The organism is Ruegeria sp. HKCCA5463 (assembly GCF_013034175.1).
Taxonomy (GTDB): Bacteria; Pseudomonadota; Alphaproteobacteria; order Rhodobacterales; family Rhodobacteraceae; genus Ruegeria.
Genome location: NZ_WQFL01000001.1, coordinates 1212606 through 1225438, shown reverse-complemented (window position 1 = coordinate 1225438; position 12833 = coordinate 1212606). Strand labels below are relative to the sequence as shown.

Here is a 12833-nt window from a genome sequence, read left to right as displayed (position 1 = left end):
TCGCCCGCCAGCGCCCGAAACCATCATACCAATGGATCGCAGGCCGACAATGCACCAACAATCAATTTGGACCAGTCAGATGAGGCTGCTCAGGGCACTCCTTTTGGGTAAGCCAGCGACATGGACATCGCGCTGATTATGAAAAACAGCGGCACCCCCATCGAAAAATAGTCGACACCCCAGTCTGTGTAATCGACACCAAGCGGATGAATTTTCACCGCGTGTACAAACACGACCGCAGACGCCGCGATACCGCGCAGTGAATCAAGGCCATGCGCCCTTTGATCTTTGAGATTGCCTGTCATGATCCACTCGAGATGCCGCGCCTGTGCTGCCAAATGACTTCGACAGCGGTGAATGCCAGCGATAGATGGTTGGCGCGCGATGGCAATCCGAATGACGGTTTCAAGGCGGAGACACGCTGGGGGATCGCTGCGTGCGGGGCCGTGGCCGTCTGCGGGATCTGGAGTTGGCAGACGTTGAACCGGCGGGCTCGTCCACTTGCATTGCATTTCCGGGGCCCGTAACAAAGCCGCAGGCAGGGATGCGCGCTATACATCTGCAAAGATGCGTTTTTTCCCGCTATCCTGAATTTGCGGGCCACGGGTACAGGTAGACGCGATGAGACTTGTCATATCCACGATGAAAGACGAGGGGCCGTTCATCCTGGAATGGATTGCATACTATCTTTCGATCGGCTTCACCCATTTTATCGTCAATTCGAACGATTGTTCCGATGGCACCGACACGATCCTTCAGCGGTGCCAGGAACTGGGGTTTCTGGCGCATATCGACAATCCCGACCCGTGGGAATTTGGACCTCAGGCTTCAGCTTATGCAAACGCCATGGAACACCCCTGGTGCAAAGAAGCCGAATGGATATTGGTCTGCGACGTGGATGAATTTCTTGATATTCGCGTCGGCGACGGAACACTGGACGATTTGTTTTGTGCATTGCCGCATGCGGACGGTTTCGCCGCAATCTGGCAGTTATTCGGGCACAACGGAATCGTCGAGTTCGAAGACAGGTTCATTGTCGAGCAATTCACCCGTGCGGGCGAGCTTGGCGCCGTCAGTCCTCACAACTTGCGGGCGTTCAAATCGCTGTTTCGCAACAACGGATCGTATCGCACAATCAGCACGCATCGACCGCGCGGCCCGATACCCAACAAGGCGGATCGATTTGCTTGGGTCGACGGGGACGGTGATCCGTTGCCGCCGGCCATGCGAAGACGAGGGTGGGCGTATTCATCAACGGGCGCCGGGTTTGGGCGCAGGCTTTTTCGGATGAACCACTATGCGGTGAGGTCCGTGGAAAGCTATCTGATGAAGCGGTTGCGTGGGGATGTGAACACCTCGAGTTTTCATCCGAAGATGGAGGCAACAGGTCAGGCCTACTGGAAGCTGCATTGCTATAACGACATCGAAGAAACTTCGATCCTGTCCAAAGTTGCGCGACTTCGGGAGGTTTATGAAAAGCTGCGATCCGATACTGTTCTGGGGCAATTGCATCATCAGGCAGTTGCATTTCAAAAGGAACGCATCGCAAGCCTCAGAAAAACCGAGGTGGCGCAGGATTTTATCGCTAAGTTCAGCCGTTTTCGCAGCGGGCGCTATGTCAAGGCGCTGGACCTCGGCGTGATGGAAGATGGCGATCTGTCTTTCAACGCTGAAATGTACAAGGACCCGGACATCACATTTGCCCAGGTCGCGAAATGGACGCGGCTCGGCAAGATGTCCAAGCCCGAGAACTCCAAGCCATACAATTTTCCTTGGTTCGTTCGGCTCGATGCCCTCGAAACCTCGTTTGATTACGAAGAGGCCGCTGCGCAGCATGCGCAAATTACGGATGCCAAACAGGTTTCGGTGCCGTTCGATCCCAAGGATCCTGTCTACCTGCCTTCTGTCCCTCCGGAAGTTGAAAGAACAAAAGACCAGCGGCAGAGTTTTCTTCGATCAATCAGTGGCAAGAAGAACTGGGTGCTGATCGGACATGTTGAGACTGAAATCATTGAAGAAATACTTGATCTGGACGCTGTCGAGAAATTGACCGTCATAGGACCGTGGGGGCTGTCATGGGACGGTTTCACATGTCCGGATGCAATTCAGGATCCCGAGCTACAGGCGTTGGATCGCACGTTTTATGCATTGCTGGAGTATTTCCGCGACCCCATTCTTGCCGGACGATTGCGTGTCTACCGGGCGCTGCCCCCCTTGATGCTGAAGCTGTTTGAAGACGAAAGCGTCGGCGTCTTCATCATCCGCGGGGTGCGGGCAGAGCAGGTGATGACCCAGCTGTTGCGCCGTATCGACCGGGTTCTTGCCCCCGGGGGCAGTATCGCGTTCACATCCTATCGCCGTCACGGAGGCGGGTCATATACGGGTATGAATGCGGCGATAAACAGTTTCCTCGGGCGTAATGCTGCACGATACCGGATAACCAGCTTGCAGCCACCGTGGCTTGGCATCGACAAGTTGCCACCGCTTGGCAAAAAGGACACATAGCTTCTGGTTCTTGAGGCTGTGGCGTGGTAGCCATGGCGCAATGAACAAAACGGGTTTTGAGTGAATGTGATACCCGTCTGCAAGTGAGGTCGAGATGTCGAACGAACCCAAGGTTATCGGTGTTGCGCCCGGCGGCCAGAAGAAACCGAAGGCTGACAAAGCGACCAAACGCAAAAACAGCAAAGAAGCAATCCGCCGAACATTCCTTTCGCGTTTGCCAAAGGGGGGCTTGGCCGTTGAAATCGGCGTCTGGCAGGGTGAGTTCTCTCCGACCATCTTGAAACTGATCGAGCCCAGTCAGCTTTTTCTGATCGACCCGTGGAAGCATATTGGTGAGGAGTCGCACACAACCGCGTTTGTGGGTCGGACCGAAGACGAAAAGATGGAGGCCATCTTCCAGAAGGTCGTAAAGACTTTCGAGGCCGAGATCGAAGAGGGCAAGGTCGGTATTATCCGCGATTTTTCGGTGCCTGCGTTGGAGCTTTTTGATGATGAAAGCATCTCGTTCGCCTATGTCGACGGAGACCATTCGTATGAAGGCGTGACCGCTGATCTGGCCGCTTTGTTTCCCAAGATCAAACCCGGTGGGATCATGGCATTCGACGACTACCACCGCCGCGGCTGGTGGGGCGACGGCGTGATCCGTGCGGTCAACGAATTTCTGGGCCAGCACCCCCGAGAGTTGCGCATCCGCGCGATTGCCGGCGCGCAGATCGCCATCGAAAAGATTGTCCCGCAAGATGACAGCAAAGGTCAGAACAACTAGGCGGCGGGGATAAGTGGCAGCGATGGAAAAGCCTGAAAAAGTCCTCATCACCGCGATGAAGAACGAGGGTCCTTATATACTGGAATGGGTGGCCCATCACAAGGTGCTGGGGTTTGACCGGATCATTGTCTACACCAATGATTGTACAGACGGCACCAACCAGATTCTGAGACGGTTGCAGGACTTGGGCCATGTGGAGTTTCACAGGAACCGGGTTGGAACCGGAGGGATTCATCGGTCTGCGCTGCGACAGGCACGGCGCTTGCCGGTGGTGAAAGACGCAAAGTGGATATATGTCGGCGACGCGGATGAATTCCTGAATATTCACGTTGGAAATCACAGGGTTGATGATCTGATCGAGGCAACGCCCGGCGTTGACGTCATTTCCATCCCCTGGAAGATTTTCTCGAACAGTGGTCGGCATGTTATGCGCGATACGCTGGTGACGCGGCAGTTCTTCGATTGTGAACTGGATTTCGAACAAGGCGGGGCAGGGCGCCGGTTTGTCAAATCCCTGTTCAGGCAGGGCGATTTCTATCTTCGTTTCGGGTTGCACAACCCGCACCCCCGTCCCGAACTTCAGGCCGGCGTGTTCCGGTCCGTGCCCGGAGGGCACGCCACGGAACCTGCGCCCTTCGGCAACCATGTCTCGCCTCCGTTTGGTTTTGAAGTCGCACAGATCAACCACTATGCCGTCAGATCCACGCAGGCCTATCTGGCCAAGCGCAGCCGAGGTCGGGCAAATCATTCCTCGCAGACACTTGGAACCGAATATTGGGACCGCTGGAACCGTGGCGGTGCCAAGGATGAAACAATCCTGCGGTACAAGGATGAAGTGGATGCGGCGCTGGAAGAGTTTCGCGCCGACGACAGGCTTCGACGGCTACATAGAAGAGCGTTCCGCTGGCACAAGGCCCTGATCAACGATCTGCTGAAACTGCCAGAGTATGATGAGCTGTACCAGAAACTTCTTGAAAAACCGGCTGTGGATTTTGTCGCAAAGGACCGTGGCGTAAGGGAACGCATGTCGTCCAGCGCGCCGTCTTCGACTGACGAAAACCGGACAGAGTCCTGACAAAACAGCCCCTGGAGAAATAGACGAATGGTTGCGGATCACTCTCTTCCGACGATTGGGATGCTGTGGATGGAAGGCAGCCTGAGCTTTCTGGAGCAGATGTGCATGCTGTCATTCGTCGAATGCGGGCACAGGGTTGTTTTGTTCCACTATGGGCAAGTCGACAACGTTCCGGATGGTATCGAACTGGTGTCGGCAAACGAAATCCACGAACCCAGGCAGTTCATCGTGAACAACCAGTTCAAGACGCCGGTGCCCCAATCCGATATCTTCAGATTGCACCTGATGAAGAAAACGGATTTTCTGTGGTGCGACACGGATGTTTTGGCGCTTGCCCCGATACCAAGGGCCGATCATGTTTTTGGGTATTTCAACCGCGATACCATCTGCAATGCTGTTATGCGGCTGCCCTTCGACAGCCCCACGTTGAACGCGTATTCCGAATACTGCCAGGATCCCTATCCGATCCGCCCTTGGGTTGAAGGGGAGGAACGGAAAGAACTGGAACGCCTTAAACAGGCTGGAGAGTTGCCTCATGCGTCAGATCAGGAACACAGTGTCTACGGCCCCGGCGTCATGACATGGTTTCTGCGCCATTTCGACGAGTTGAAGCATGCCAGCCCCATACCGGTCTTTTATCCTTTGCCGTTCAGACGGGCAGGGCAGGCCAATGACATTCACGTCAGAGAGTTCAGGGACGCGTATATCAAAGAGGAAACGCTTGCCGTGCATCTGTGGGGGCGCCGGATGCGGTGGTGGATTGCAAACGGGATCAAGCGGCATTCGTTTCTGGATCGACGTTTGCGGAACCTGGGGGTGAGACCGGGCGACGCGCCTTTGCCGCGCCACGGCCGAGGGGGCCTCAAACCGGTGGAGTTTCCGGCAAACCTGCCCACCTTGCGCGCTACGACCGAAGAAATCCACGACGCCACCGGCGGCGTTGTTTCCGTTGCTCTGCTCTCTGACAGGGAAGACTATCTCAAGGCGGCACAGGCTGATCTCGACGCAATTGCAGCTGAAAATCTGTACGGTGCCAACACCCCGCCACGCGTCGGTTTTTCGCGCGGTTGGGAACACTATGGCAGTGACCCTGCTCGGCTGAATGCGCTTGGTATGTCTTTGTACAACTATGCGGATAGCCATCGGTCATTACCCGATCTGCGCGCGCCAAAGACATTCGCCGAAAAGCTGGTGGTCATGAAGCTGTTTGGCGAAGTCCCCGATGCGTTGATCTCTGACCGGTCCAAATACGTGGGCAGCGCCTCGGAATTGCTCGCCTGCCCACAGCGCATGTGGGAGGCGTACATTCCGGCATTGCCCGAAACACTCGACCTCGGGCCCGGCCAGTATTGGTTGAAAGGAACGATGAGCCATGGTCACAAGCTGGCCCTGTCGTTCCCGCTGGATCGTACGCAGCGCGACGATGCCAACCAGAAACTGGCCGCGTGGCACAAGACAAAAACGCCCGAAGGGTTCTGGACAGGCGAATGGTGGCGCGCCACGCAAAAGCCCCTCTATTACATCGAAGAAGACTTGTCCGCCGGGGATCGACAGGCCGGCACTTGGAAATTCTGGGTAATCGCCGGACGCGTGCAGCTGGTGCAGGTTGACCGTGACCGGGGGCGAGGGCGCATCCAGATGCTCCATGATCGCGACTACGATTACCTTGCAGATGAGCTGTATTCACCAACCAGCAGCACTGTTGAACCCCGGCCCGAACGTTTTGAAGACATGATCCGGATCGCTGAAACCCTGGGGCAAGACCTTGAATGCGCAAGCGTAGAGCTTTTCCCGGTTGGCGACAGGATTTGCTTGGGTGACATCATGTTGGCGCCGGTGTCGGGCAAGCACAAGATGCGGTCGGATGCGCTGGATCAGCGTCTGGGTGCTGCGTGGACCGGAACTCGGCTGTTTCCCGGCTGAGGCTGGACGATTCCCGGATCTTTCATGCCGCCGGAACAGGTGGCAGGGCCTATTCGACCGCGATTTCCTGGCGCAGTTTTCCAGTTGTTTTGTCAAAGATCAGAATGCGATTGTCATCGGTTGCGACGGCATACCAGTTTGCCCCGATGGTCAGGGCCTGCGCCCGGGCGCCGTCGGGCAGCGCGATCTGATCCGGCAAGGTCGGTGTGCGGTCCGATAGGCGGATGACAATCAGGGCGAATGTCACTAGAACCCCGCCAATCATCACCGCGGTCAACAGCATGACCATCCGCCGCAGCAATCGCAGTTGCGGAGTTTCCTGCGGTTCTTGAGGTTCGGAAGGGACAGTCATGGGCACCCGCCAGATTGAGTTTCAGATCGCGGCCGATCCGCCGCCTCGCCTTGATAAGGCGCTTTCCCGGGATGTGCCAGACGGGGAAAACCTGTCGCGCACCCGACTTGCGCGTCTGATCGAAGGGGGCGCGGTGCAGATCGACGGTGCCGAGATACGCGACCCCAAGGCCAAGGTGGCCGAAGGGGCACGGGTCACGATTGCCGTGGCCGAGGCCGAAGACAGCCATATCGGTCCCGAGGACATCCCGCTCGAGATCGTCTTCGAGGATGCGGACGTAATCGTCGTCAACAAACCCGCAGGCATGGTCGTGCACCCTGCGCCGGGATCACCCAGCGGGACATTGGTGAATGCTTTGCTCCACCATTGCGGAGACGATCTGTCGGGCGTCGGCGGGGTGAAACGCCCCGGTATCGTGCATCGCATCGACAAGGAAACCAGTGGTCTTCTGGTGGTCGCTAAGTCAGACGCGGCGCATCACGGTCTGGCCGAGCAGTTCGCGGCGCATAGCGTCGAACGGTATTACCGTGCGGTGTGTTACGGGGTGCCGGATGCCAACGATCCTCGGTTGCGCGGTGTCAAAGGGATCAGCTTTGAACCCGGCAACATCATGCGCGTCACAACGCAACTTGCGCGACACAAGACCGACCGTCAGAAACAGGCGGTTCTGTTCCATGGCGGGCGGCATGCCGTGACACGCGCACGCGTTGTCGAGACATTTGGTGTGCCGGCGGGTCTTGCCCTGATCGAATGCTGGCTTGAAACCGGCCGAACCCATCAGATCCGCGTTCATATGGCCCACGCAGGGCACGGGCTGGTGGGCGACCCGGTTTATGGTGGCAAGCGCAAGCTGTCCGCAAAAGCGTTCTCTGCCGCCGCCGCAGGTTTTGTAGGCGCTTTTCCCCGTCAGGCGCTTCATGCCGCCGTTTTGGGATTCGAGCACCCTGTCACCGGTGAATCCCTGCGGTTCGAGGCCGATTTGCCGCAAGATATGCAATGCCTTGTCGAACGTCTGCGCACACCGCTGTCATAATAAGCAAACTCCTGTGAAAAAGGGCTTTTTACCTTTTCTTAACGTAAGATTAATTCCAGACTGTTAGCAGCACCTCTTGAATGGGAAGGGTTCCTTACCCATATCCTATGTTAAACATCTAAACATTTGTCGGAGGGACACAATAATGGCAAACTACGCAAATCTTCCCGCACCGACGCCCGAGGGCGGCCTGAATCGCTATATGCAGGAAATCCGCAAGTTTCCTCTGCTGGAGCCGGAAGAAGAATACATGCTGGCCAAACGCTGGGTCGAAGAGCAGGACACCGAAGCCGCGCACAAGATGGTGACGTCTCACCTGCGTCTGGCGGCCAAGATCGCCATGGGCTATCGCGGCTATGGTCTGCCGCAGGCCGAAGTGATTTCCGAGGCCAATGTGGGCCTGATGCAGGCTGTCAAACGGTTTGACCCTGAAAAAGGCTTCCGTCTGGCGACCTATGCAATGTGGTGGATACGTGCCTCGATCCAGGAATACATTCTGCGGTCCTGGTCTCTGGTGAAACTGGGCACGACCTCGGCGCAGAAAAAGCTGTTCTTCAATCTGCGCAAGGCCAAGGCCCGCATCGGTGCACTGGAAGAGGGCGACCTGCGCCCTGAAAATGTCAAGAAGATCGCCACTGATCTGGGCGTGACCGAAGAAGAAGTGATCAGCATGAACCGCCGGATGTCCGGTGGCGATGCGTCCCTGAACGCCACGGTCGGGTCCGAAGGCGAAGGCACCATGCAATGGCAGGACTGGCTTGAGGATGAGGATGCCGATCAGGCCGGTGATTACGAAGCACGCGATGAACTGGAAGCACGTCGGGAATTGCTGGCGGCGGCTTTGGATGTGCTGAATGATCGGGAAAAGGATATCCTGACCCAGCGCCGATTGATGGATCAGCCTGTCACGCTCGAGGAGTTGAGCACTCAGTATAACGTAAGCCGAGAACGCATTCGCCAGATCGAAGTGCGCGCGTTCGAGAAGCTGCAAAAGAAAATGCGGGATCTGGCGCGGGAAAAAGGCATGCTGGGCGTCAGCTAACAGTTGCGCCCCTGCTTGCCTCGGAGGAAGATTCTTTGCGTTCAAGCAATAACGGAAAACGCCCTCTGATGATCAGGGGGCGTTTTTTGAGAATGTTTGCAGAAACTGAAGCATAGCCCTGAATCAATGGCTGAAGGTCGAAAGCTGTGTTAGGAAAAGACGTGTTTCGTTTTTGATTTCGCAGCAGAACGAGCGCTGGTGACCCTTCGGGAAGCGTGAAATTTGAAACAAGCCGAGAACGGAGGGCGCAATGCAAAGACCGGTTCAATTTGGTGTATTGGGTGCCGCGAAATTTGCCCGCGAATACATGGCCCCGGCAATACATGCCGCCAATGGGGCGCGCTTGGCCGCGCTGGCAACTTCGGATGCCGCAAAAGCAGAGCCGTTTCAGTCCTTTTGCCCGGATTTGCAAGTATTTGACAGCTATGATGCATTGTTGGCAGACGCCGGAATCGACGCAGTCTACATCCCGTTGCCCAACCATATGCATACGGAATGGAGCCTTAAGGCTTTAAAGGCTGGCAAGCATGTTCTGTGCGAAAAACCCATGACCATGAAGGCGGATGAATTCGACGCATTGATCCAAAAGCGGGACCAATGCGGCCTGCTGGCCGCCGAGGCATACATGATCGTCCATCACCCTCAATGGCAGCTTGCAAGGAAACTGATCGCTGATGGTGCCATCGGCAATTTGGTACATGTGACCGGTGCATTCAGTTTCGACAATCGCTCTGACACTCGGAACATTCGAAACCGTGCGGAAACGGGCGGCGGAGCATTGCGTGACATCGGGGTCTACGTGATCGGTGGAGCACGCTTTGCAACCGGGCAAGAGCCTGTGTCGGTGCAATCCGCGATCCGTTGGCAGGATGATATCGACATCTTTACCGAAATACGCGCCCAGTTCCCCGGATTTACCTATTCCAGCTATGTGTCCATACGGATGCATCCCCATCAGGAGATGGTATTTCACGGCGAAAGCGGTTTGATCCGCCTGACGACCCCGTTCAATGCGCGTGTGTTTGGCGAGGCTCGGGTCGAGCTGCACTGGCCGGGGCTTGAAGTTCAGGTTACCCGCTTCCCCGGAGCAGACCATTACAAGTTGCAGGTCGAGGCCTTTTGCCGATCAATCAGGGACGGGGCGGAGTATCCCTGCCCTTTGGAATTCTCACGCGGGACGCAAGAGGTGATTGATCGTGTATTCGAGGGCGCGGTTTCACTGTAACTTGCGTTGCGGCCAACGGCTCAGCTATCCTGAGTGTCACAGTTTCAGGAGATGACCGATGGCCGGAGGTTGGGCACGCGACGGCGCTGTAAGCGAACAGATCGAAGCGTCGATCTCAGATGAACTGGCGCGGATGCAGGCGCAAAAGCGGCCCCAGGGCGAAAGCCTGACCCATTGTGCCGAATGCGAGGAACCTATCTCGGAAAAGCGTCGCGTCGCGTTGCCGGGAGTAAAGCTCTGCCTGGATTGCCAGCAAGAGCGGGACGGCGCGTTCAAGGCGCGCGGCGGCGTCAATCGGCGTGGATCGAAAGACAGTCAGTTGAAGTGATCTTGGTATGGCCGCGATGAGCCCATTGTGTCGGATGCGCCACTGGTTATGAATGTCCGAAGTCGGGAACGCAAATAAGTCATATGAAGAATCTCATACTCTTCTTGTTTTGTTCAGTCGGAGTATTGATAACCCTGCCAATAGTTCTGGTTATGGTTTGGTGGAGTTGGATTCACTTTGTTCAAAGCCCGCGATTTGCTTCTACGTTCTTTGAGGACTTGCTAGATATCGAAGACGTAGTCGAAAGCCGTAGATGGCATTGGGGCAGTCATCCATGGGCTGACAACGTATTTGGTTGTTCCTATGCAATTGCAAGTATTTCAGGGAACGCTGCATCAACCCCACCAGCGAACTGGCACGCCGATTGGGTCGAAACACCAGTTGCCGTCCCTGAAGGTCGCCACGATATCCTTGGCGCATGCACCTATCTTTGGCCAGAAGAGCTCAACGCTCGACTAATCCGAGCGCATGACGAACCAGGTTCATATTATTCCTCCAACTCAGAGACTTTGTTGCTTTATTCACCCAAAGAGAGAATCGCCGCAAGTATACGCTTCGGGGATTAAGCCGCCATTGGAACAAGCATACCAAATGGCGGTAATGTCCCACGTAGCGGCCGCTTGCATTCAACAGCCCCTTGGGCGCGACAGTGCCGAGGAAGGAGGATTTCCACAAGGCAGATGTCGCCACCCTCTGTTACGGGCGTCTCAGCCCTCCATCGCCTCCAGCTCGTCAATGAAGCCCGAGATCATCGACAGGCCCTTGTCCCAGAATTTCGGGTCGCTGGCATCTAGCCCGAACGGGGCCAGCAGTTCTTTGTGGTGCTTTGATCCACCTGCGCGCAGCATTTCGAAATACTTGTCCTCGAAACCTTCGGCGCCGCTTTCATAGACCGAGTATAGCGCGTTCACCAACCCGTCGCCGAAGGCATAGGCGTAAACGTAGAAGGGCGAATGAACAAAGTGCGGGATATAAGCCCAGAAGGTCTCGTACCCGTCCATGAATTCGAATGCCGGGCCAAGACTTTCGGCCTGAACGCTCATCCACAGGGCATTGATGTCGTCTGGGGTCAGCTCCCCCTCGCGGCGGGCGGCGTGCAGTTTGCATTCAAAGTCGTAGAAGGCGATCTGGCGGACCACCGTGTTGATCATGTCCTCGACCTTGCCGGCCAGCAGAACCTTGCGCTGTTCGGGCGTTTCGGCCTGGTCCAGCATCTTGCGGAAAGTTAGCATCTCGCCGAAGACGCTGGCGGTTTCGGCCAGCGTCAGCGGCGTCGAGGACAGCATCTCGCCCTGATCGGCAGCCAGCACCTGATGCACGCCGTGGCCCAGCTCGTGCGCAAGCGTCATCACGTCGCGCGGTTTGCCCAGATAGTTGAGCATCACGTAAGGATGCACCTCGGTCACGGTGGGATGCGCGAAGGCGCCCGGAGCCTTGCCGGGCTTCACCGCCGCGTCGATCCAGCCTTTCGAGAAGAACGGCGCCGCGATGTCGGCCATGCGGGGATCGAAGGCGGCGTAGGCTTCCATCACGGTTTTCTCGGCGTCCTCCCACGACACGGTGCGGGTGTCTTCCATCGGCAGCGGCGCGTTGCGGTCCCAGACCTGCATCACATCCAGCCCCAGCCACTTGCGCTTGAGCTCATAGTACCGATGACTGAGTTTGGGATAGGCGGCCACGACCGCCTCGCGCAGGGCTTCGACCACTTCGGGTTCGACATCGTTCGACAAGTGACGCCCTGTTTGCGCGGTCGGCATCTTGCGCCAGCGATCGACGATTTCTTTCTCTTTGGCCTGCGTGTTGTGGACACGGGCAAATGTTTTGATGTTCTCCTGAAACACGCGGGCCAGTTCGCGCGCCGCGGCCTCGCGCTTGGAGCGGTCCTGTTCGGTCAGCAGGTTCAGGGTGCCTTCGATGTTCAGTTCGTCGCCGTCCACCGTAAAGGTCAGTCCGGCGATGGTTTCGTCGAAAAGACGCTCCCACGCGTCGCCGACAACGCCCAGATCGTGCAGGAATTTTTCCAGCTCGTCAGACAGCTGATAGGGCTTCATCGCGCGGATGCGCCGGAACACGGGCTCGTATCGGGCAAGATCTGGGTTGGCAGCAAAATGCGCCCCAAGCACATCATCTTCGATCCGGTTGATCTCGAGCGTGAAAAACACCAGAGGCGTCGTGAACACGGTGATCTTTTCCTGCATGTCCGACAGGAACTTGGCCCGCTCTGCGTCGGTGGTCAGTTGGTAATAGCGCAGACCGGCAAAGGACATGATACGGCCTGCGACGGCGTTGATCTTTTCATTGCGCTGAACGCAGGCCAAAAGGGCCGCGGCGTCCAGCTCTGCCAGCTTGCCTTCATAGTCGGCAGCAAAGGCGGCACATTCGCCTTCCAGCCAGTCTAGGTCGCGCGCCAGTTCGGGCGCCTCTTCAGAGGCGTAGAGATCCGTCAGATCCCATTCGGGAAGATTGCCCAGATTGTCGTCACCGCCCATTGCGTTTGCGTCACGGACGGGAAAGGGAAGGTCGCGCATGGATCACCTTTTGTAGACTGCTTTGCAAACATCTAGGGTTGGCGCGCGCGGATCAC

11 protein-coding genes are annotated in these 12833 nt (G+C 56.8%); 8 read left to right on the top strand and 3 right to left on the bottom strand.

The genetic code is table 11. From position 1 onward, the window contains the following. Nucleotides 1-89: 89 nt before the first annotated feature. A complete protein-coding gene (locus GOW09_RS06060) occupies nt 90-305 on the bottom strand; it encodes an acyltransferase family protein (protein WP_171116457.1) in 216 nt (71 codons plus the stop codon). 316 nt (nt 306-621) lie between these two features. On the opposite strand from GOW09_RS06060, the gene GOW09_RS06055 reads away from it, so the two are divergent. From GOW09_RS06055 to GOW09_RS06040, 4 genes are all read left to right on the top strand, one after another. Then, on the top strand, nt 622-2505 hold the full coding sequence (locus tag GOW09_RS06055) for a glycosyltransferase family 2 protein (protein WP_171116455.1): 1884 nt from the start codon (nt 622-624) through the stop codon (nt 2503-2505). Nucleotides 2506-2599: 94 nt separating this feature from the next. Then, the gene (locus GOW09_RS06050; RefSeq protein ID WP_171116453.1) at nt 2600-3271 is read left to right on the top strand and encodes a class I SAM-dependent methyltransferase; all 672 of its coding nucleotides are present in this window, start codon (nt 2600-2602) and stop codon (nt 3269-3271) included. A 22-nt stretch (nt 3272-3293) separates the two neighbouring features. Further along, a complete protein-coding gene (locus tag GOW09_RS06045) occupies nt 3294-4346 on the top strand; it encodes a glycosyltransferase family 2 protein (RefSeq protein WP_171116450.1) in 1053 nt (350 codons plus the stop codon). A gap of 27 nt (nt 4347-4373) precedes the next feature. Continuing rightward, the gene (locus GOW09_RS06040; protein WP_171116448.1) at nt 4374-6269 is read left to right on the top strand and encodes an ATP-grasp fold amidoligase family protein; all 1896 of its coding nucleotides are present in this window, start codon (nt 4374-4376) and stop codon (nt 6267-6269) included. 49 nt (nt 6270-6318) lie between these two features. On the opposite strand, the gene GOW09_RS06035 is transcribed toward GOW09_RS06040, so the two are convergent. Continuing rightward, nucleotides 6319-6621, bottom strand: a complete 303-nt coding sequence (locus tag GOW09_RS06035; protein WP_152457651.1) for a DUF6476 family protein — start codon at nt 6619-6621, stop codon at nt 6319-6321. Here GOW09_RS06035 and GOW09_RS06030 point away from each other — a divergent pair. From GOW09_RS06030 to GOW09_RS06015, 4 genes are all read left to right on the top strand, one after another. Continuing rightward, nucleotides 6620-7654, top strand: a complete 1035-nt coding sequence (locus GOW09_RS06030) for an RluA family pseudouridine synthase (RefSeq protein WP_171116446.1) — start codon at nt 6620-6622, stop codon at nt 7652-7654. The genes GOW09_RS06035 and GOW09_RS06030 overlap by 2 nt on opposite strands. 145 nt (nt 7655-7799) lie before the next feature. Continuing rightward, nucleotides 7800-8696, top strand: a complete 897-nt coding sequence (rpoH, locus tag GOW09_RS06025) for an RNA polymerase sigma factor RpoH (protein ID WP_171116444.1) — start codon at nt 7800-7802, stop codon at nt 8694-8696. Nucleotides 8697-8946: 250 nt separating this feature from the next. Then, the gene (locus GOW09_RS06020; protein WP_171116442.1) at nt 8947-9921 is read left to right on the top strand and encodes a Gfo/Idh/MocA family protein; all 975 of its coding nucleotides are present in this window, start codon (nt 8947-8949) and stop codon (nt 9919-9921) included. A gap of 58 nt (nt 9922-9979) precedes the next feature. Continuing rightward, on the top strand, nt 9980-10249 hold the full coding sequence (locus GOW09_RS06015) for a DksA/TraR family C4-type zinc finger protein (RefSeq protein ID WP_171116440.1): 270 nt from the start codon (nt 9980-9982) through the stop codon (nt 10247-10249). A 707-nt stretch (nt 10250-10956) separates the two neighbouring features. Here the strand turns inward: GOW09_RS06015 and GOW09_RS06010 are convergent. Beyond that, a complete protein-coding gene (locus tag GOW09_RS06010) occupies nt 10957-12777 on the bottom strand; it encodes a M3 family oligoendopeptidase (RefSeq protein WP_171116438.1) in 1821 nt (606 codons plus the stop codon). Nucleotides 12778-12833 lie beyond the last annotated feature (56 nt).

Excerpts from the sequence above, each read along its gene's own strand:
- GOW09_RS06060 (WP_171116457.1), bottom strand. The coding sequence starts at position 305 with ATGACAGGCAATCTCAAAGATCAAAGGGCGCATGGCCTTGATTCACTG.
- GOW09_RS06055 (WP_171116455.1), top strand. The coding sequence starts at position 622 with ATGAGACTTGTCATATCCACGATGAAAGACGAGGGGCCGTTCATCCTG.
- GOW09_RS06050 (WP_171116453.1), top strand. The coding sequence starts at position 2,600 with ATGTCGAACGAACCCAAGGTTATCGGTGTTGCGCCCGGCGGCCAGAAG.
- GOW09_RS06045 (WP_171116450.1), top strand. The coding sequence starts at position 3,294 with ATGGAAAAGCCTGAAAAAGTCCTCATCACCGCGATGAAGAACGAGGGT.
- GOW09_RS06040 (WP_171116448.1), top strand. The coding sequence starts at position 4,374 with ATGGTTGCGGATCACTCTCTTCCGACGATTGGGATGCTGTGGATGGAA.
- GOW09_RS06030 (WP_171116446.1), top strand. The coding sequence starts at position 6,620 with ATGGGCACCCGCCAGATTGAGTTTCAGATCGCGGCCGATCCGCCGCCT.
- GOW09_RS06035 (WP_152457651.1), bottom strand. The coding sequence starts at position 6,621 with ATGACTGTCCCTTCCGAACCTCAAGAACCGCAGGAAACTCCGCAACTG.
- rpoH (WP_171116444.1), top strand. The coding sequence starts at position 7,800 with ATGGCAAACTACGCAAATCTTCCCGCACCGACGCCCGAGGGCGGCCTG.
- GOW09_RS06020 (WP_171116442.1), top strand. The coding sequence starts at position 8,947 with ATGCAAAGACCGGTTCAATTTGGTGTATTGGGTGCCGCGAAATTTGCC.
- GOW09_RS06015 (WP_171116440.1), top strand. The coding sequence starts at position 9,980 with ATGGCCGGAGGTTGGGCACGCGACGGCGCTGTAAGCGAACAGATCGAA.
- GOW09_RS06010 (WP_171116438.1), bottom strand. The coding sequence starts at position 12,777 with ATGCGCGACCTTCCCTTTCCCGTCCGTGACGCAAACGCAATGGGCGGT.